This is a genomic window from Enterobacter sp. B79-1, assembly GCF_057444735.1.
The window spans coordinates 117,939-137,772 of the sequence record NZ_JBYAZJ010000001.1 but is presented as its reverse complement, the minus strand read 5'-3'; the positions used below and the strand labels follow the sequence as shown (position 1 = coordinate 137,772).

Annotated in this window: 19 protein-coding genes and 1 other annotated feature; of the genes, 8 read left to right on the top strand and 11 right to left on the bottom strand. The window is 54.0% G+C overall.

Annotated elements, in window-relative coordinates; translation table 11 throughout:
- Positions 1–5: 5 nt before the first annotated feature.
- Together AC2T6E_RS00710 and pgpB are read right to left on the bottom strand one after the other, a co-directional pair.
- Positions 6–314, bottom strand: coding sequence for a LapA family protein (locus AC2T6E_RS00710; protein ID WP_010431755.1), 309 nt, complete (start codon positions 312–314; stop codon positions 6–8).
- 148 nt (positions 315–462) lie between these two features.
- A complete protein-coding gene (gene pgpB / locus AC2T6E_RS00705) occupies positions 463–1,230 on the bottom strand; it encodes a phosphatidylglycerophosphatase B (RefSeq protein ID WP_100166145.1) in 768 nt (255 codons plus the stop codon).
- Positions 1,231–1,427: 197 nt separating this feature from the next.
- Here pgpB and ribA point away from each other — a divergent pair, with 197 nt between their 5' ends.
- Complete coding sequence (gene ribA, locus AC2T6E_RS00700; protein ID WP_013096372.1) at positions 1,428–2,018, top strand: GTP cyclohydrolase II; 591 nt, start codon at positions 1,428–1,430, stop codon at positions 2,016–2,018.
- 37 nt (positions 2,019–2,055) lie between these two features.
- Here ribA and acnA read toward each other — a convergent pair whose 3' ends face one another.
- From acnA to topA, 5 genes are all read right to left on the bottom strand, one after another.
- The gene (acnA, locus tag AC2T6E_RS00695) at positions 2,056–4,731 is read right to left on the bottom strand and encodes an aconitate hydratase AcnA (RefSeq protein ID WP_486690205.1); all 2,676 of its coding nucleotides are present in this window, start codon (positions 4,729–4,731) and stop codon (positions 2,056–2,058) included.
- Between the two features lie 164 nt (positions 4,732–4,895).
- Entirely contained in the window at positions 4,896–4,994 is a 99-nt protein-coding gene (gene ymiC, locus AC2T6E_RS00690; RefSeq protein WP_042713577.1) for a small membrane protein YmiC, read from the bottom strand.
- 312 nt (positions 4,995–5,306) lie between these two features.
- Positions 5,307–5,447: a YmiA family putative membrane protein gene (locus AC2T6E_RS00685; protein ID WP_218307473.1), complete on the bottom strand. Its 141-nt coding sequence runs from the start codon at positions 5,445–5,447 to the stop codon at positions 5,307–5,309.
- Positions 5,448–5,784: 337 nt separating this feature from the next.
- A complete protein-coding gene (cysB, locus tag AC2T6E_RS00680; protein WP_010431770.1) occupies positions 5,785–6,759 on the bottom strand; it encodes an HTH-type transcriptional regulator CysB in 975 nt (324 codons plus the stop codon).
- 188 nt (positions 6,760–6,947) lie between these two features.
- Positions 6,948–9,545, bottom strand: a complete 2,598-nt coding sequence (topA, locus tag AC2T6E_RS00675) for a type I DNA topoisomerase (RefSeq protein WP_108417789.1) — start codon at positions 9,543–9,545, stop codon at positions 6,948–6,950.
- 399 nt (positions 9,546–9,944) lie between these two features.
- On the opposite strand from topA, the gene AC2T6E_RS00670 reads away from it, so the two are divergent.
- Positions 9,945–10,196: a YciN family protein gene (locus AC2T6E_RS00670; RefSeq protein WP_010431772.1), complete on the top strand. Its 252-nt coding sequence runs from the start codon at positions 9,945–9,947 to the stop codon at positions 10,194–10,196.
- A gap of 34 nt (positions 10,197–10,230) precedes the next feature.
- Here AC2T6E_RS00670 and sohB read toward each other — a convergent pair whose 3' ends face one another.
- On the bottom strand, positions 10,231–11,277 hold the full coding sequence (gene sohB / locus AC2T6E_RS00665) for a protease SohB (protein WP_253178701.1): 1,047 nt from the start codon (positions 11,275–11,277) through the stop codon (positions 10,231–10,233).
- 252 nt (positions 11,278–11,529) lie between these two features.
- On the opposite strand from sohB, the gene AC2T6E_RS00660 reads away from it, so the two are divergent.
- Together AC2T6E_RS00660 and cobO are read left to right on the top strand one after the other, a co-directional pair.
- Positions 11,530–12,291, top strand: a complete 762-nt coding sequence (locus AC2T6E_RS00660) for a YciK family oxidoreductase (RefSeq protein ID WP_126546007.1) — start codon at positions 11,530–11,532, stop codon at positions 12,289–12,291.
- Positions 12,288–12,878: a cob(I)yrinic acid a,c-diamide adenosyltransferase gene (gene cobO, locus AC2T6E_RS00655; protein ID WP_108417791.1), complete on the top strand. Its 591-nt coding sequence runs from the start codon at positions 12,288–12,290 to the stop codon at positions 12,876–12,878. The genes AC2T6E_RS00660 and cobO overlap by 4 nt, the downstream gene beginning before the upstream one ends.
- A gap of 35 nt (positions 12,879–12,913) precedes the next feature.
- Here the strand turns inward: cobO and rluB are convergent, their stop codons facing one another.
- Positions 12,914–13,789 carry a 23S rRNA pseudouridine(2605) synthase RluB gene (rluB, locus tag AC2T6E_RS00650; protein ID WP_008502809.1) on the bottom strand — a complete coding sequence of 292 codons (876 nt, stop codon included), beginning with the start codon at positions 13,787–13,789 and terminating at the stop codon, positions 12,914–12,916.
- Positions 13,790–14,217: 428 nt separating this feature from the next.
- Between rluB and AC2T6E_RS00645 the strand changes: the two genes are divergently transcribed.
- Positions 14,218–14,862 (top strand): LysE family translocator, encoded by a 645-nt coding sequence (locus AC2T6E_RS00645; RefSeq protein ID WP_312960050.1) that lies wholly within the window; start codon positions 14,218–14,220, stop codon positions 14,860–14,862.
- 36 nt (positions 14,863–14,898) lie between these two features.
- Here AC2T6E_RS00645 and AC2T6E_RS00640 read toward each other — a convergent pair whose 3' ends face one another.
- Both AC2T6E_RS00640 and rnm read right to left on the bottom strand, forming a co-directional pair.
- Complete coding sequence (locus tag AC2T6E_RS00640; protein ID WP_003856793.1) at positions 14,899–15,519, bottom strand: L-threonylcarbamoyladenylate synthase; 621 nt, start codon at positions 15,517–15,519, stop codon at positions 14,899–14,901.
- On the bottom strand, positions 15,516–16,397 hold the full coding sequence (rnm, locus tag AC2T6E_RS00635; protein WP_174339680.1) for an RNase RNM: 882 nt from the start codon (positions 16,395–16,397) through the stop codon (positions 15,516–15,518). Before rnm ends, AC2T6E_RS00640 begins: the two co-directional genes overlap by 4 nt.
- A gap of 139 nt (positions 16,398–16,536) precedes the next feature.
- Between rnm and trpL the strand changes: the two genes are divergently transcribed.
- The 3 genes from trpL (at position 16,537) to trpD (ending at position 19,833) form a co-directional block, all read left to right on the top strand.
- Positions 16,537–16,581, top strand: a complete 45-nt coding sequence (gene trpL / locus AC2T6E_RS00630) for a trp operon leader peptide (RefSeq protein WP_106993556.1) — start codon at positions 16,537–16,539, stop codon at positions 16,579–16,581.
- Positions 16,558–16,652: a sequence feature (Trp leader region), on the top strand. (Overlaps the previous gene by 24 nt.)
- 23 nt (positions 16,653–16,675) lie before the next feature.
- Positions 16,676–18,238 carry an anthranilate synthase component 1 gene (locus tag AC2T6E_RS00625; RefSeq protein ID WP_148401194.1) on the top strand — a complete coding sequence of 521 codons (1,563 nt, stop codon included), beginning with the start codon at positions 16,676–16,678 and terminating at the stop codon, positions 18,236–18,238.
- Positions 18,238–19,833 (top strand): bifunctional anthranilate synthase glutamate amidotransferase component TrpG/anthranilate phosphoribosyltransferase TrpD, encoded by a 1,596-nt coding sequence (gene trpD / locus AC2T6E_RS00620; protein ID WP_089600596.1) that lies wholly within the window; start codon positions 18,238–18,240, stop codon positions 19,831–19,833. The genes AC2T6E_RS00625 and trpD overlap by 1 nt, the downstream gene beginning before the upstream one ends.
- Position 19,834 lies beyond the last annotated feature (1 nt).

Here is a 19,834-nt window from a genome sequence, read left to right as displayed (position 1 = left end):
TTCGATTATTCCTTGGCTACCGGCACACCAGAACTCTCCGGAATGTCAGTCGCGGGCGCAATTTGATGTTCGAGGCGTTTGATTTTACGTTCAGCGCGCACAAGCGAAACACGAACTTTAAGCCAGAAGAGACCGCACACCAGCCAGCCGATAATAAAACCGGCGGCAAACAGGACCGCAAGCAGGCTCGATACCCGGTACTCGCCCTGTGCAAGCAGATAGTTAAAGGTCACCTGCTGATCGTTTTGCGCACCTAAGGTGACGGAAATAACAAAAATCGCCAACACCAGTAAGAAAATGAGTAAATATTTCACATGACTTCCCGTTATGTGGTTCAAGCGAATAAAGTCTGTTCAACTCACCGCAATCAGCCTTATAAACTACCATTTTAGTGACGGGGGCGAAACGGAAAAAGTTGCGCGCCCGTCATGGATTTATGGGCAAAATACGGAAAATCAACCTTCAGACACCGCTTTGCTCGCGCTCGGCGATTTCTTCCTTCTCTTCCGGTGGCGGCGTCAGCGGCCCACAGAATCGTTCGGCAAGCCAGGTGGCTAACGTCACCAGCAGCCAGGAAATCAGCGTGGCCACCACTAAATCACGCGGCCAGTGCATCCCCAGCAGTAAACGGCTCCCCATCACGCCGGTTGCCCAGACTAACAGAATCGCAATAGTGACCGTCCGGCGTCGCGGCCACAATAATCCGACGCCGAGTAACGCCCAGCTTGCGGCAAACATCGTGTGCCCGGAAGGAAACGCGAAACCGGTCTCTTTTTGCCAGTGTTTACGCAAAAATGCCGGAATATCCTGTTGTTCTGCAAGCTGCTCTTTTACCAGCGCACCGCGATCTTTACGTTTTAAAGTGTAGAACTCATCCACCGGCACATGGTGCGTTTTTTCCATCCAGATGACGAAAGGACGCGGCTCCTGTACACGATCTTTAACCCAGGATTTTACGCCCTGACCCACCAGAATGGCCCCGCCGAGGATAGCAAATAACACCAGCGCTGCGCGCAGACGAAAACGCAGACACCACAGGAACCAGGCGCAGAGAAGAACATGCGTAATGATCCCCCACGGCTGTGTCACCGTTTCCGTTATCCAGTATAACGTTTTCAGCCACATGGCATTCTGGCCCGGCTGCCACATCCAGCCGGAGCACCATACAACCAAAGGCATCACAAGTAGTACGGCCGCACCCGCTGCCGTTCGTCTGGCGATTGAAAGCATGTCTTCTCCTTTTATGCTAAGCACCACAATCATAACTGAAATTCATCCATGTGGTGGATATGTCGGATCGTGCGTTTAACGCGCGTATAGCATGGTGGTGATTAGGCGAACTTGAGGAGCTTGTGGCAAAATGAACAGATAGAGAAAGCCAAACAGGCAGACGGCACGAAACGTGTCAGCCGATTCTGGAGAATCACATGCAGCTTAAACGTGTGGCAGAAGCCAAACTGCCAACCCCATGGGGCGATTTCCTGATGGTGGGTTTTGAAGAACTGGCAACCGGACAAGATCACGTCGCGCTGGTCTATGGCGACATTTCAGGGCAGACGCCGGTGCTGTCCCGCGTACATTCAGAGTGTCTGACCGGCGATGCGCTGTTCAGCTTGCGCTGTGACTGCGGTTTCCAGCTCGAAGCCGCCCTCTCGCACATTGCAGAAGAAGGCCGCGGCGTGCTGCTGTATCACCGTCAGGAGGGGCGTAATATTGGCCTGCTGAATAAAATCCGCGCCTATGCGCTGCAGGATCAGGGTTACGATACGGTAGAAGCCAACCACCAGTTGGGCTTTGCCGCTGACGAACGTGATTTCACCCTGTGTGCAGATATGTTCAAGCTGCTGGGCGTGGACGAAGTGCGTCTGTTGACCAACAACCCTAAAAAGGTCGAAATTCTGACCGAGGCGGGGATCAACATCGTCGAACGCGTGCCGCTGATTGTCGGACGTAACCCGAAAAACGCGCACTACCTCGACACCAAAGCCGCGAAGATGGGCCATCTGCTCAGCGAGTAAACCTGAAAGCCCGGCTTTAAAAGCCGGGCGTTTTCCATCAATCCAGCATCTTACGAATCACATAGTGCAAAATGCCGTCGTTCTGGTAATAGGTCAGCTCTGTTGCCGTATCGATGCGGCAACGGCATTCCAGCACCTCAATCTTCCCCTCTGCCCGCGTTAGCTTCACCGGAACCGTTTTACCCGGCTGCAGGTTTTGCAGACCGCTAATGTCAATCTGCTCCTCCCCGGTCAGGCCCAGCGTTTTACGGGTGACGCCCTGTGGAAATTCGAGAGGCAGGATCCCCATCCCGATCAGATTCGAGCGGTGAATACGTTCGAACGATTCGGCGATGACCACCCGAACCCCGAGCAGGCGCGGACCTTTCGCTGCCCAGTCGCGGCTTGAGCCTGAGCCGTACTCTTTCCCGGCAATGACCGCCAGCGGCGTACCTTCCTGCTGGTATTTGACGGCCGCATCATAAATGGAAACGACCTCCGTTCCCGGCAGATGACGCGTCATGCCGCCTTCCACACCCGACACCATTTCATTACGGATACGAATGTTGGCAAACGTCCCGCGCATCATCACTTCATGGTTGCCCCGGCGAGAACCATAGGAGTTAAAGTCGCGGCGTTCTACACCCCGGCTTTGCAAATAACGTCCAGCCGGGCTGTCGGCTTTGATGCTGCCCGCCGGTGAGATATGGTCCGTGGTGACAGAATCCCCCAGCATCGCGAGAATGCGCGCGCCGTGGATATCCTGAAGCGGCGCAGGCTCTGCCTGCATTTCATCGAAGAATGGCGACAGGCGGATATAGGTTGAGTCATCCTGCCAGTCATAGGTATCCGAGCCGACGATGTTGATGGCTTTCCATTCCGGCGTGCCTTCAAACACCTCCGCATACTCTTTGCGGAACATTTCGGTCGACACTTTTTCTACCGCACGCGCAATTTCTCGCGACGACGGCCAGATATCTTTCAGATAGACCGGCTCGTTCCTGCGATCGTGACCAATCGGATCGGTAACCAGGTTGATGTTCATATTCCCGGCCAGCGCGTAAGCCACGACCAGCGGCGGTGATGCCAGCCAGTTGGTTTTGACCAGCGGATGAATACGACCTTCAAAGTTTCGGTTGCCCGAAAGCACTGCGCCAACGGTCAAATCGCCCTGCTTGATCGCCACTTCAATCGGTTCCGGTAGCGGACCGGAGTTACCGATACAGGTGGTACAGCCATAGCCAACCAGGTTAAAACCAAGTTCATCCAGATACGGGGTCAACCTGGCCTGCGCAAGATAATCGGAAACCACTTTGGAGCCCGGCGCGAGAGAGGCTTTCACCCATGGCTGAGGCTTGAGGCCCAGCTCCACCGCTTTTTTCGCCAGCAGCCCGGCGGCCATCAGTACGCTTGGGTTGGAGGTATTGGTGCAGGATGTAATTGCGGCGATGACCACAGCACCATCAGGGAGCTGATACTGATGCCCGTTCATGACATAGTCGACCGGACGGTGATCCTTTTGTGCCGTATTCACTTCCAGCTCATTGCTGGCCGCAAACGCCTTTGGCACATCATTAAGGGCAACGCGATCCTGAGGCCGTTTTGGCCCCGCCAGACTCGCTTCAACCGCGCCCATATCCAGCGCCAGCGTGCTGGTAAAGACCGGTTCATCCCCGGGATTGCGCCACATGCCCTGCGCTTTGGTGTAGGCCTCGACCAGCGCCACCTGTTCTTCGCTGCGACCACTCAGACGCATATATTCCAGCGTGACATTATCGATTGGGAAAAAGCCGCAGGTTGCGCCATATTCCGGCGCCATATTGGCGATAGTGGCGCGATCCGCCAGCGGCAATGAATCAAGTCCGTCGCCGTAGAATTCAACAAACTTGCCAACCACGCCATGCTTACGCAGCATCTGGGTAACCGTCAGCACCAGGTCCGTGGCGGTAATCCCTTCTGAGAGCTTACCTGTTAGTTTGAAACCGACGACATCAGGAATGAGCATGGAGACAGGTTGCCCAAGCATCGCCGCTTCCGCTTCGATGCCGCCGACACCCCAGCCCAAAACGCCCAGGCCGTTGATCATGGTGGTATGGGAATCCGTACCAACCAGCGTATCCGGGTAAGCGACCCACTCCTTATCCTGCAATTCGCTCCAGACGGCTTTACCAAGATATTCGAGGTTCACCTGGTGACAGATGCCGGTGCCCGGTGGAACGACGCTGAAGCGGCTGAAAGCCTGCTGTCCCCACTTCAGGAAAACGTAGCGCTCATGGTTACGCTCCATCTCCAGACGCACGTTCTCACCAAACGCATCATCATCGCCAAAATGGTCAACGGTCACCGAATGGTCAATAACGAGATCGACGGGAGAAAGTGGATTCACTTTTGCCGTATCGCCCCCCAGACGTTTTACCGCTTCACGCATGGCGGCTAAATCAACGACGGCAGGTACGCCGGTGAAATCCTGCATCAGGACCCTTGCCGGGCGATAGGCTATTTCTCTGTCAGCATGGGCATCCTTGAGCCATCCCGCCAGAGCGTGAATATCCTCGGCGGTGACAGAATCTTCATCCTGCCAGCGCAGGAGGTTTTCCAGTAAAACTTTCAACGACTTGGGTAACCGCGAAATGTCTCCAAGCGTGTTGGCTGCCAGCGGCAAGCTATAGTAGTGCCAGGTTTTATTTTCTGCCTGCAACGTATCCTTACTGGCTTCGCGTAGGGTTAACGACATAAGCTCCTCCTTAATCACAGGGAAACCCTGACAATCATCAGGGCCGTAATTAAAGATAACACAAAGATGTCGTAACGTTTTGATAACAACCCAAATTGATAAATCCAGGAAGGTTCTGGTGAAGCATAAAAACAAAAAACCCCGCCGCAGCGAGGTTTTAGCATTTAGTGGATAGCCAGCCAGATAAGCTGACACCAGAAGAGAATCGACACGGAAAAAACGCCGATCCATGACCAGTATTTGAGAGTTGTCATGTTATTCATCATAGGGACACCAGGCTTTAATTATTAAAGATTCCGAGGTCAGCCCTCAGGTCTATATTGCTGATGTGTATTTATTAAAGAGTACAAAAGCACAGAGTCTTTATTCAGACTATTTGCATCATTACGCAAAAAAACTAAATTATTGTTTTTTGGGTTCGTCTTCCGCGAACACATCAATAAATGCTTGCTGCTGTGCTGTCAGCTTCCAGGACGCAGGTACGGTAGTCGCAGGTGCTTTGCGAGCTTTGTGCCCGTTGTCACGGTGTTGACACATTGGTTTTAGCGTTTCAGAACGTACCGTCACTGCCATATTCAACCCCAATATCTCCAGGCCAGGAGAGCAACCACCACCCAAAACAGGGTAGAGACGAGAAAGACCGCCAGCCAGGCTTTACGCTTGAGCGCAGGATCCCTTTGCGGTTCTTCACTTCCTGAAGGCATTGCTAACCTCATACAATCGACATCGCTTATCATTTTAGGACCAAACAATTGGTACAATTAATCATCTGATGAGATAAATCCTAAAGAAACTTTAGCCGAAAAGCCAGTGAATTTACGTATCTCTTCCCGCGAATATTCAATCTTTTGACCAGAAATAAATAATTGAAAAGAAATATTTGCGAAGGCGTAAAATACTTTCTACTTTTGTCGCCAATTCGCGACATTAAAACCACACAGTCTTAATGGATACTGACATTATATGGCACTAAAGTGCAGATGATGATAATTCTGATTTAGGTTTGAGAGGTTATTTCGGTATCTCTCCGCAGGGGAAAGATACCGGGAGTGATTATTTGGCAGGAAGTTTGATGTCTTTAAACATCTCTTCGATATCTTCGTTTGAGCGCAAAGCAACGGCGGTATCAACCACGTCGCGGGTTAAATGCGGGGCGAAGCGTTGAATAAAATCATACATATAGCTGCGCAGGAAAGTACTGCGGCGGAAGCCAATCTTGGTCGTGCTATGGCTGAAGACATCATGCGCATCAAGGCGTACCAGATCCGGGTCGGAAACCGGGTCAACCGCCATACTGGCAATCACCCCTACCCCCAGTCCCAGACGTACATAGGTTTTAATCACATCGGCGTCGGTTGCGGTAAAGACGATACGCGGCGTTAAGCCCGCGCGGTTGAATGCCGTATCAAGCTCAGAACGCCCGGTAAAGCCGAACGTGTATGTCACGAGCGGATATTGCGCCAGCTCTTCAATCGTCACCGAACCTTTACCCGCCAGCGGGTGGTCGGGCGTCACGACAATGGAGCGGTTCCAGTGGTAGCACGGCAACATCACCAGATCGTCATAAAGATGAAGAGCTTCCGTCGCGATGGCAAAGTCCGCATTGCCCTTGGAGACCGCTTCAGCAATTTGCGTCGGAGAGCCCTGGTGCATATGCAAAGAGACACGGGGATAACGCTCGATAAAGCCTTTAATGACGCCTGGCAGCGCATAACGCGCCTGCGTGTGGGTGGTTGCGATGTAGAGCGAGCCTTTGTCTGGCCAGGTATGCTCCCCCGCCACGGATTTAATCGCATCGACTTTGGAAAGCACTTCCCGCGCAATCCGAATAATTTCCTGCCCGGCGGGCGTCACCTGTGTGAGGTGCTTACCGCTACGGGCGAAAATCTGGATGCCTAACTCATCCTCCAGCATGCGAACCTGTTTGCTGATGCCTGGCTGCGAGGTATAAAGCCCCTCAGCGGTAGAAGAGACATTAAGGTTGTGATTCACCACCTCAACAATATAACGAAGCTGCTGTAATTTCATGCCAGACCATCCGATTTAGCGCACGCGGGTCAATCGCTTAAGACGATTTGATAATAAGAAAAGGGTTAACTATAACCACTATATCATTTATAGCCTGACTGTATAGTACGTAACAAAAAATAATAACAACGTAATAAAAAAAGGCCGGAAATCCGGCCCTTTCACAGGTAAGTTACGGTAAGTGAAGATTATTTCTTGCCTTCAACCCACTTGCCGTCAACAAAGAACGCCGACCAGCCGGTCGCTTTACCCTCTTTCTCCGCAGCCACATACTGCTGCTTCGTTTTACGGCTAAAACGCACAACGGTCTTGTTGCCTTCTGGATCCTGCTGTGGCGCGTCGGCCAGATAGCGCAGTTTTTCCGGCAGGCGATCGCGGAAGCGATGCAGCTCTTCCACCAGCGGCGCACGCGTTTCACGTGATTTCGGGAAGGTGTTGGCCGCCAGGAACACACCGGCAGCACCGTCACGCAGCACGAAATAAGCGTCTGATTTCTCACACGGCAGCTCTGGCAGCGGAACCGGATCTTCCTTCGGAGGAGCCACTTCACCGTTACGCAGAATTTTACGCGTGTTTTTACAGTCGTCGTTGGTGCACGCCATGTACTTACCGAAGCGCCCCATTTTCAGGTGCATTTCAGAACCGCACTTCTCGCACTCAACGATCGGGCCGTCATAGCCCTTAATGCGGAACTCACCTTCTTCGATCTCATATCCGTCGCAGGTCGGGTTATTACCGCAGACGTGCAGTTTGCGTTTAGGATCGATCAGGTAGCTGTCCATCGCCGTGCCGCATTTCTGACAGCGACGCTTGGCGCGCAGCGCGTTGGTTTCTGCATCGTCACCTTCCAGCACGTTGAGCACTTCGTTCTCAGGTACCAGGTTGATAGTGGTTTTGCAGCGCTCTTTCGGCGACAGCGCGTAACCGGAGCAGCCCAGGAACACGCCCGTGGTTGCGGTACGGATACCCATCTTGCGGCCACAGGTTGGACAGTCAATGCTGGTCAGGACCATCTGGTTAGGCAGCATGCCGCCCTCTTCAGGGTCTTTCTCGGCTTTCTCAAGCTGGTCGGTAAAGTCGCTGAAGAAGCTGTCGAGAACCTTCTTCCACTCCGCCTTGTGGCTGGCAACCTCATCGAGGCTGTCTTCCATCTGGGCGGTGAAGTCGTAGTTCATCAACTCGCGGAAGTTGGCTTCCAGACGGTCAGTGACAATCTCACCCATTTTTTCAGCGTAGAAGCGACGGTTTTCAACACGGACGTAGCCACGATCCTGAATGGTCGAAATGATCGACGCATAGGTCGACGGACGACCGATCCCGCGTTTTTCCAGCTCTTTAACCAGCGAGGCCTCACTGAAACGTGCAGGCGGCTTGGTGAAGTGCTGTGCCGGAACCAGATCGACAAGCGACAACTCGTCACCTTTATTAACCGCAGGCAGCGTTCTGTCTTCATCGCCTTTACGCAGCGCAGGCATCACTTTGGTCCAGCCATCGAAGCGCAGAATACGACCGCGCGCCTTCAGGCGGAAATCACCCGCGCCGACGGTCAGCGTCGTGGAGTCGTATTTCGCAGGCGTCATCTGACAGGCGACAAACTGACGCCAGATCAGCTGATACAGCTTCTGCGCATCCGCTTCCATATCTTTTAACGATTCCGCGAGGACGGAAACGTCAGAAGGACGAATTGCTTCGTGCGCTTCCTGGGAATTCTCTTTGCTGGCGTACTGATTCGCACTTTCCGGCAGGTATTTTTTGCCGAAATTGTCACTGATATAGCCGCGAACCATATTAACAGCGTCCTGGCTCAGGTTGGTGGAGTCAGTACGCATGTAAGTGATGTAACCCGCTTCATACAAGCGCTGCGCCATCATCATGGTTTTCTTCACGCCGTAACCCAGACGCGTGCTCGCCGCCTGCTGCAGCGTTGAGGTGATAAACGGCGCACCAGGCTTGCTGCTGGTCGGTTTATCTTCGCGATCCAGCACCTGATAACGTGCTTTTTCCAGCAGCGCTACCGCAGCCATAGTCTGGTCACGGTTTTCAGGACGGAAAGGTTTGTCGTTGTGATGACTGACCTGCAGCGGCAGAGCGTCACCGCCCGGCGTGGTCACATTGGCGTCAACTTCCCAGTACTCTTCCGGCACGAAGGCTTTAATTTCGCGTTCGCGCTCGACGACAAGACGTACGGCTACGGACTGCACACGACCGGCGGACAGACCACGCGCAACCTTTTTCCACAGCAGTGGCGAAACCATGTAGCCCACGACACGGTCCATAAAGCGACGTGCCTGCTGCGCGTTTACACGGTCAATGTTCAGTTCGCCCGGCTTCTCAAACGCCTGACGAATCGCATTCTTAGTAATTTCGTTAAACACTACACGGCTGTAGCGTTTGTCGTCACCCCCGATCACTTCCCGCAGGTGCCAGGCAATGGCTTCCCCTTCGCGGTCAAGGTCGGTTGCGAGATAGATGTGGTCTGCTTTTTCAGCAAGCTGCTTCAGCTCGTTAACGACTTTTTCTTTACCTGGCAGCACTTCATATTGTGCATCCCAGTTATGCCATGGGTTAACACCCATGCGGTTGACAAGCGCGCTACGTTCATCCTTTTTAGGCTTTTTAGCCCCTTTGGTGGAGGTAGAGTCTGCGCTCTTTTTGCTGGCTGAGCCACTGGTCGGCAAATCGCGGATATGACCGACGCTGGACTTAACCACGTAGTCATTACCCAGATACTTATTGATCGTTTTGGCTTTTGCCGGGGACTCAACGATGACGAGAGCTTTACCCATATTCACCTTTACCTAATTTAATTCTTCCAGGAATACGCCGCACGTTGATTTCCCTTCCGCTGACGACGAGCCATTGATATTGCGACTGCGCCAGGGGATATCAACCCCTTTGTCTTACCGGACGTCAGAAAGATAACATCCAGGTCATTGACTTATCGGGTATTTTTCTCGCACTTAATATAATTCGTGACGAATTCCCGGTCGAATGTCAAGCAATTCTGTTGCCAGAATGACGAAAGCGCACACTGTACCTGATAAAATTCGTTACGCAACTTTATTAGCATGCAAAAGCAAATCATGCCAGCCAGACCCCTTCGCCTTACCCTCTCAGATTACAGGGAAAATTTGCCCCCAACGCGCCCCGGGCGTAAACTACGGTCATTGTTTAAGGAGTGGATTATGCACAGTACGACCCAACCTATTGACCGAGCGTCTCTGCTTATTGAAGCAAATAAACTCATTCGCGATCATGAAGACACCCTGGCGGGCATTGAGGCCACTGGCGTGGAACAGCGTAACGGCGTGCTTGTTTTCAGCGGTGAATATTTCCTTGATGAACAGGGTTTACCCACCCCGAAAAGCACCGCGGTATTCAACATGTTTAAATACCTGGCGCATACGCTCTCAGAGAAATATCACCTGATCGATTAATGCAAAACGCGAGGCAACTGCCTCGCGTTTTTGTTTACAGCAGCGGTTTTTGACCGCGCTGTAGCCAGCGTAGCAGCAAGCGATCTGCACTTTCTGCGGCGCTATTGGTAAATCGGTCCAGCAGACGCTTACGCTGGGTGAAGCGCACGCCAACCAGTTCGCGCCCTTCCATCAGGTTCAGGAGCAGATCGTCACTGGTCCCCACCTCGTCCACCAGCCCTTTCTCCTGGGCCTGCGTGCCGTACCAGTGTTCACCGGTTGCGACCTGTTCGATATCAAGCGAGGGGCGCATACGGTGCACAAAATCTTTAAACAAGTGGTGGGTTTCGTTCAGGTCTTCGCGGAATTTTTGACGCCCTTCTTCCGTGTTCTCTCCCAGCAGCGTCAGGGTGCGTTTATACTGCCCCGCGGTGTGAAGTTCGATATCAATCTCTTTATTTTTCAGGAAGCGGTTAAAGTTCGGGATCTGTGCGACCACGCCAATTGAGCCAATGATAGAGAACGGCGCCGCGACAATTTTATCCGCCACGCAGGCCATCATATATCCCCCGCTCGCGGCCACTTTGTCCACGGCTACGGTCAGCGGGATTTGTTTTTCACGCAGGCGCTGCAGCTGGGAAGCCGCCAGTCCGTAACCGTGGACCACCCCGCCAGGACTCTCAAGACGGACCACCACCTGATCCTGCGGTTTCGCTACCGCTAATACCGCCGTCACTTCTTCACGCAGGGAGGAGACTTCATGCGCATCCATGCTGCCTTTAAAATCGAGCACATAGATGCGAGGTTTTGCCTCATCCTGCGGCGCGGCAAGCTTCGCTTTTGCCTTAGCCGCTTTGGCTTCCTGTTTATGCTTTTTCTTCTGCGCTTTAAGCCAGAGTTTCTGTTGATGGCTATCAAGCAGCGCCAGAGACATCTCTTCCTGCATTTCTTTATACTGCTCGCTCAGGCGGGTGATGCGTAACTCCCCACGCTGACGCTTGCGCTGCGTCAGGTTGACGATCAGAACGGCAACCACCGCAATGGCAATCACCACCGTCGCGATTTTGGCCAAAAACAACCCATATTGAGAAAGTAATTCCACGCGTTCCACCTTGATTTAACCACGAATCTTTCACGGCAGTGTACAACAGCGCTGCCCATGCGTCTCGCTCGTGACATTACCTCTGCGAGCCGCCTTCAGGAATCCCCGGTCTGGCGTTTAAATATTTGCAAATTGTTAATTTTACAGTAATGCGTCCTGTAGACTGATTGAATTATTAGGCTAATTCGGGCATAAAGCCGAAAAGTCATAAAAGAAGGCGCCATCAAGCTCCAGTGCGCCAGAGGAGTCACCGTGCATTATCAACCGCAAAAAAATCTGCTCCAGAACCGGATCATACTTGTCACAGGTGCCAGCGACGGCATTGGTCGTGAAGCCGCCCTTACGTACGCTGAATATGGGGCCAGCGTCATCCTGACGGGTCGTAATGAAGAAAAACTCCGGGGAGTCGCTCAGGAGATTGAATCTGCTGGCGGCATCGCTGCTTCCTGGTACACCCTCGATTTACTTACCTGCACGCCCGCTAGCTGTCAGGAACTTGCCCAGCGCATCAGCACGCATTATCCCCGTCTGGACGGCGTGTTGCACAACGCTGGCTTATTGGGCGAAGTACGCCCGATGGATGAGCAAGATCCTGAGATTTGGCAGCAGGTAATGCAGGTAAACATTAATGGAACCTTTTTCCTCACCCAGGCGTTGCTTCCTTTATTGCTCAATTCTGAGTCTGGTTCGCTGGTCTTCACCTCTTCCAGCGTAGGCCGTGAGGGACGCGCCAACTGGGGGGCTTATGCCGTCTCGAAATTTGCGACCGAAGGCATGATGCAGGTGCTGGCGGAGGAGTATCAAAACCGTCATCTGCGCGTAAACTGCATTAACCCTGGCGGAACGCGGACAAAAATGCGCGCCAGCGCTTTCCCGACGGAAGATCCGCAAAAGCTGAAAACGCCGGCAGACATTATGCCGCTCTATCTCTGGCTGATGGGTGATGACAGTCGCCGTAAAACCGGGATGACTTTTGATGCCCAACCCAACCGCAAACCGGGGATTTCGCAATGAGTGATGAACGCCATCAGCAGCGCCAGCAGCGTCTGAAAGAACAGGTTGATGCACGCGTTGCCGCAGCCCAGGACGAGCGTGGGATCCTCATCGTATTTACCGGCAACGGTAAAGGGAAAACCACCGCCGCGTTTGGCACGGCGACGCGCGCCGTCGGACACGGGCAGAAAGTGGGCGTGATCCAGTTTATCAAAGGCGAATGGCCCAATGGCGAGCGCAATTTACTTGAGACTCACGGCGTTGAATTTCAGGTGATGGCCACCGGATTTACCTGGGACACGCAGAACCGGGAAACCGATACAGCCGCCTGCCTCGCCGTCTGGGAGCATGCAACGCGAATGCTGGCCGATCCCTCGCTGAATATGGTTCTGCTGGATGAGATAACCTACATGGTCGCCTACGACTATCTGCCGCTGGACGTCCTGCTGGATGCACTGAAGAACCGCCCTGCGCACCAGACGGTTATCATCACGGGACGCGGGTGTCATCGGGATATTATTGAGCTGGCAGATACCGTCAGCGAGCTGCGGCCGGTCAAGCATGCGTTTGATGCAGGTATCAAAGCGCAAATTGGGATTGATTACTAAAGAAAAAAGCCCGGTGCGTTCACCGGGCTTTTAGATTAACCGTTGTTATTCCGGCTGCCAGAGCGACGATTGCTGCTGACCTGGCTGTGACGCTTCACCGCGCGACGGATCTGATTCGCCTTCATGCGACGACGATCTTTTTCAACCGCCACTTTAGAGGTGGTTTCCGGTGTCAGGCCGACCAGCTCGCGCAGGTAGTTGGTTTGAGTCAGATCCAGTTCGGTATAACCACCGCGTGGCAGTCCTTTAGGCAGCAGAATGTCACCGTAACGGACACGGATCAGACGGCTCACCTGGACGCCTACCGCTTCCCAGAGACGACGCACCTCGCGGTTACGGCCTTCGGTCAGGGTCACGTTGTACCACTGGTTAATGCCTTCCCCACCGGTAAACTTGATAGTTTTGAACGCCGCAGGGCCGTCTTCCAGCTGAACGCCACGCGACAGGTCGCGCAGTTTATTTTCGTCAACCTGGCCGAAGACGCGCACCGCGTATTCCCGTTCTACTTCGCGGCTTGGGTGCATCAGACGGTTTGCCAGTTCACCATCGGTGGTAAACAGCAGCAGGCCGCAGGTGTTCACGTCCAGACGGCCTACGGCGATCCAGCGAGCGCCACGCAGCTTAGGCAGACGGTCGAACACCGTCGGGCGACCTTCCGGGTCGTTGCGGGTACACAGCTCGCCTTCCGGCTTGTAGTAAGCCAGCACGCGACAGATTTGTTCGGCGGACTCTTTCACGGAGATAAGATGACCGTCGATGCGGATCTTCAGCCCCGGTACAATTTCTACGCGGTCACCCAGCGTGGCGATTTTACCGTCCACACTCACGCGACCTGCTTCAATAATGGCTTCGATTTCACGGCGCGAACCGTGGCCAGCACGCGCCAGCACTTTCTGTAACTTCTCGCTCATTGAGCTTCCTCAGGTGTCGCCTTCACAGGCGTCTGGTGTACTTTCAAAAACAACGAGTTAGCGTAAAAACAACTTAACTCACTGATATATCACCATTTCATGGTGCACAGCATGGCAAACAATATGCCATACAGAATGATTCGTGGGCGCACATACTACACTAACTTTAGACTAAAAGATTCAACAAGTTTTATGCGTCTGAGTCCCGGCATTGATAGCTAAACACGCTAACCCGTCGAAACCACGTCGTGCTGAAACAAACCAGTCTTTTTCGCCAGATGTAAATGGAATTCGCCGCGAGGCAATCAAAAATGAAACGCGTGCTTATATTGATGCAGGCACCCTCCCGCCAGCATAAAAAACACCTTTTTATGCATAATAATTCAATGTTAGCATAGGTGTTAAATGTAGAGTTTTCGGAGATGACTATGCTGGACATAACAAACTTTGGGCTTTTTGCCCTGTCTGTTTTTCTTCTTTCCATCACCCCAGGGCCTGACATGGCCTACGTGATAGGCCAAAGTGTGGCTAACGGAAGACGAGCGGGGATCATCTCTTCTGCAGGCGTGGCTTTAGGTAGCTGTACCCATGCTGTTGCAAGCGCCGTGGGATTAACTGCATTGATTACAGCTTCTCCACTGATGTTCACCATCATTAAGTATCTTGGTGCGGCTTATCTGATGTATCTCGGCAGTAAAATGGTTTTAGGAACATTTGCAAAACAAACCGTCAATCACCATGAAGCTGAACCCGTGAGGACAAAATCTACTCTTACGAATCTGCTTTCTAAAGGCTTTATTACAACCCTGACCAATCCGAAGGTGCTCTTATTCTTCATCTCCTTCTTCCCCCAGTTTGTTTCACCAGGGGGTGAACATCACACCACTTCTTTCCTGGTTCTGGGTATGGTCTACGCGCTGATAGCATTTTTGACAGATATGGCTTTTGCTGTTCTTGCAGGTAGCGCCGCCGGTGCAGTTTCTCAGAATAGAAGATTGCAGAAAATGCTGGATCGCATTGTTGGCGTAACATTTATAGGGTTAGGTCTACGCCTGGCATTGACTCGCCGTTGAGAATAAGGGGGCGTTGTGCCCCCTTATTCCTTGGGTTTACAAGAAAGGCTTAACATCACCCACGCCTTCACGAATCACTTCCGGCGCATCTTCAGTTAAGTCGACCACGGTGGTCGGCTGCTGGCCAAGATAGCCGCCGTGAATAATCAGCTCAACCACCTTCTCCAGACGATCTTTGATCTCTTCCGGGTCGGACTCGGTAAACTCACTTCCCGGCAGCATCAGCGAGGTGGAGAGCATCGGTTCGCCGAGGGTTTCCAGCAGCGCCTGCGCAATCGGATTCGATGGCACGCGCATCCCGATGGTTTTGCGTTTTTCCTGCAGCAGACGACGCGGTACTTCCTTCGTGCCCTTCAGGATGAAGGTGTAGTTGCCCGGCGTGTTGTTCTTAATCAGGCGAAACGCCACGTTATCAACATACGCGTAGGTCGACAGCTCAGAGAGATCGCGGCACATCAGGGTAAAGTTATGGCCGTCCGGCAGCTGGCGAATACGGCAAATACGCTCCATCGCCCCTTTATCTTCAATTTTGCAGCCCAGCGCGTAGCCTGAATCGGTCGGGTAGACAATGACGCCGCCTTTGCGGACGATCTCCACGGCCTGGTTAATCAGACGTGGCTGCGGGTTATCAGGATGGATATAGAAAAACTGACTCATACTTCCCTCTCTTCAATTTGCTGCGGCTGTTCCCAGAGCTGCCAGACCGGCTCAACGCCAGCAGGCAACCAGAGCTTGCGACCCAGTTCGATCCAGGCGCAGGGCTGATGGAAATCAGACCCTTGTGACCCAAGCAGGCCGAACTGTCGGGCATAGGTGGCAAGCTGTGCACGCTCATTGGGTGCCTGCTGACACTGGGCAACTTCCATTGCCTCGCCACCGCATTCGGCAAAGTGTGCCAGCAGCCTTTTCAGCCATTTAGCAGAAAGATTATACCGTCCCGGATGGGCCAGCACAGCCTTACCGCCAGAATGATGAATCACATCAATAGCTTGTTTTATTGTACACCACTGTGGCGGAACGTATCCGGTTTTCCCGCGCGCCAGATACCGTTTAAAGACGTCCGCCATGGTCGTCGCTTTACCTGCCTCAACCAGAAAACGGGCGAAATGACCGCGCGTCACGGCCCCACCGTTCGCCAGCTTTTGCGCCCCTTCGAGTGCGCCAGGAATGTGGGCCTTCTCCAGACGTTCACCAATCATCTCTGCACGCTGGTTGCGGCGTGTTTTTTGTTCTTGCAAAAACGCACACATTGCCGGATGGTCTATATCAATGTTGAGGCCAACAATATGAATTTCATGGTTTTCCCAGACGGTCGAGATCTCAACGCCGGCGATCAGGTTCAGCGCCAGCCCGCTGCGGGCGATCTCAGCGCGCGCCGCCGGAATGGCATCTGTCGTATCGTGATCGGTTATCGCCAGCGTGCCGACACGCATTTCAACGGCACGATGAACCAAGGCTTCGGGCGTCAGAAGGCCATCAGAGGCCTGAGTATGGCTGTGTAAATCGTAAATAATGGCGTAGGTGGTATCGCTCAAAGCACTTCCCATAACAGGTTGGAGACATCCGAAAACACCATGATACCGACATAACGCGAAATTCTGAAATCAAGGGTTGACAACACGCCACCGAACTAGTTAACTAGTACGCAAGTTCACACGAGAAAGGTATCTGAAAATGACAGCACATTTCACTCTGCACGGTTGGTGGCGCACTTCCTGATCTTCGGGCAGTGTCACGCGTCTGCGAAATGCAAACAGATACCCAGCCCGCTACCCAGCGGGCTTTTTTTTGAACAGAAAATGAGAACAATATAATGCAAACAGCCAAACCACACCTCGAACTGCTGACCTGCGAGGCGGCCTATCGTCACAACCCCACCGCACTGTTTCATCAGGTTTGCGGAGCGCGTCCGGCTACCCTACTGCTGGAATCTGCGGATATCGACAGTAAAGACGATCTCAAGAGCCTGCTGCTGGTCGACAGCGCGCTGCGCATTACCGCTTTAGGTGACACTGTCACTATCAAGGCGTTATCAGAGAATGGGGCATCGCTGCTGCCACTGCTGGACGCCGCACTGCCTTCTGGCATAGAAAACGAGCGCCAGCCGGACATGCGCATTCTGCATTTCCCGGCGGTCAGCCAGCTGCTGGACGAAGACGCGCGGCTCTGCTCTCTTTCCGTTTTCGATGCCTTCCGCCTGCTGCAGAATCTTGTCACCGTGCCGGCAGAGGAACGCGAAGCGATGTTCTTTGGCGGGCTGTTTGCTTACGACCTGGTTGCAGGTTTCGAAGATTTGCCGGAAACGGAACAGGGTAACCGCTGCCCGGATTACTGCTTCTATCTGGCTGAAACCCTGCTGGTGATCGACCATCAGAAAAAATACACCCGCGTTCAGGCCAGCCTGTTCACTCCATCGACCGCTGAGAAAAACCGTCTTGAGCACCGCATCGCTCAGCTTCAGCAGCAGATGACGGAAGAGCCACCGGCGCTGCCTGTGCAGCGTGTGGAGAAAATGACGTGCGACGTTAACCAGACCGACGATCAGTACGGCGCCGTGGTTCGCCAGATGCAAAAAGCGATTCGCGCCGGGGAAATTTTCCAGGTGGTGCCTTCACGCCGCTTCTCACTGCCCTGCCCGTCGCCGCTCGCAGCCTACGACGTGCTGAAAAAGAGCAATCCAAGCCCGTACATGTTCTTCATGCAGGACAATGATTTCACGCTGTTCGGCGCATCCCCGGAAAGCTCGCTGAAGTACGACGCCACCAGCCGTCAGATTGAGATCTACCCGATTGCCGGTACTCGTCCACGTGGACGCCGCGCAGACGGCTCGCTGGATCGCGATTTGGACAGCCGTATCGAACTCGAAATGCGGACTGACCATAAAGAGTTGTCAGAGCACCTGATGCTGGTTGACCTGGCGCGTAACGATCTGGCTCGAATTTGTACCCCTGGCAGCCGCTACGTGGCGGACCTGACCAAAGTTGACCGCTATTCATTCGTGATGCACCTCGTCTCCCGCGTGGTGGGTGAGTTGCGCCACGACCTTGACGTTCTGCACGCCTACCGCGCCTGCATGAACATGGGCACCCTGAGCGGTGCGCCGAAAGTGCGCGCCATGCAGCTGATTGCCGCCGCCGAAGGACGCCGTCGCGGCAGCTACGGCGGCGCGGTGGGCTACTTCACGGCTCACGGCGACCTCGACACCTGCATTGTTATCCGCTCCGCTTATGTTGAAGACGGTATTGCCACCGTCCAGGCGGGTGCCGGGATTGTTCTTGATTCTGTTCCGCAGTCTGAAGCTGACGAAACGCGCAGTAAAGCGCGTGCGGTCCTTCGCGCCATTGCGACTGCACACCACGCACAGGAGATTTTCTGATGGCTGACATTCTGCTGCTCGATAATATCGACTCTTTTACTTATAACCTGGCAGATCAGCTGCGTGCGAATGGTCACAACGTCGTTATCTACCGCAACCACGTACCGGCGCAGACCCTGATTGACCGTCTGGCAACTATGCAAAACCCGGTGCTGATGCTCTCCCCGGGGCCTGGCGCACCGAGCGAAGCGGGCTGTATGCCGGAGCTGCTGACCCGTATGCGCGGCAAGCTGCCGATCGTCGGCATCTGTCTGGGACATCAGGCGATTGTTGAAGCCTACGGCGGCTACGTTGGCCAGGCGGGTGAGATCCTGCACGGCAAAGCCTCCAGTATTGAACATGACGGCCAGGCAATGTTTGCCGGGCTGCCGAATCCGCTCCCGGTTGCGCGCTACCACTCGCTGGTGGGCAGCAATATTCCTGCGGGGCTTACCATTAATGCCTCGTTTGAGGGCATGGTGATGGCGGTACGTCATGATGCGGATCGCGTCTGCGGTATGCAGTTCCACCCGGAATCGATCCTGACCTCCAACGGCGCGCGCCTGCTGGAACAGACCCTCGACTGGGCGCTACAGAAGCTGGAGCAAACCAATACCCTGCAACCGATTCTGGAAAAACTGTATCAGGCGCAGACCCTGAGCCAGCAGGAAAGCCACCAGCTCTTTTCCGCCGTGGTTCGCGGCGAGCTGAAGCCTGAACAGCTGGCGGCTGCGCTGGTGAGCATGAAAGTGCGTGGTGAAAGCCCGCAGGAGATCGCCGGTGCCGCCACGGCCCTGCTGGAAAATGCCGCCCCGTTCCCGCGTCCGGACTATCAGTTTGCCGATATCGTTGGGACCGGCGGTGACGGCAGCAACAGCATCAACATCTCTACAGCCAGCGCCTTTGTCGCCGCAGCGTGTGGGCTGAAAGTGGCGAAGCACGGTAATCGCAGTGTCTCCAGCCGGTCAGGCTCTTCCGATCTGCTCGCCGCGTTTGGCATTAACCTGGATATGAAAGCAGAGCGTTCTCGTGAAGCGCTGGATGACCTGGGCGTCTGCTTCCTGTTTGCGCCGAAGTATCACACCGGTTTCCGCCACGCAATGCCAGTGCGACAGCAGCTTAAAACTCGCACGCTGTTTAACGTGCTCGGCCCGCTGATCAACCCGGCCCACCCACCGCTGGCGCTGATTGGCGTTTATAGCCCGGAACTGGTTCTGCCGATTGCTGAGACACTGCGCGTGCTGGGCTACAAACGTGCCGCCGTGGTACACAGCGGCGGTATGGATGAAGTATCGCTGCATGCACCGACGCTGGTTGCCGAACTGAACAACGGTGAAATTATGAGTTACCAGCTTGAGGCTGCTGACTTCGGCTTAGCGCCGTATCGCCAGGAAGCGCTGGCAGGCGGTACGCCGGAAGAAAACCGTGACATTCTCACGCGCTTATTACAAGGTAAAGGAGAGGTTGCCCACGAGGCCGCCGTGGCTGCCAACGTCGCTATGCTGATGCGTTTGCACGGTGAGGAAGACCTGAAGGCCAACGTTCAAAAAGTTCTGGACGTACTGCGCTCCGGTGCAGCTTACGATCGCGTTACCGCACTTGCGGCAAGAGGGTAAA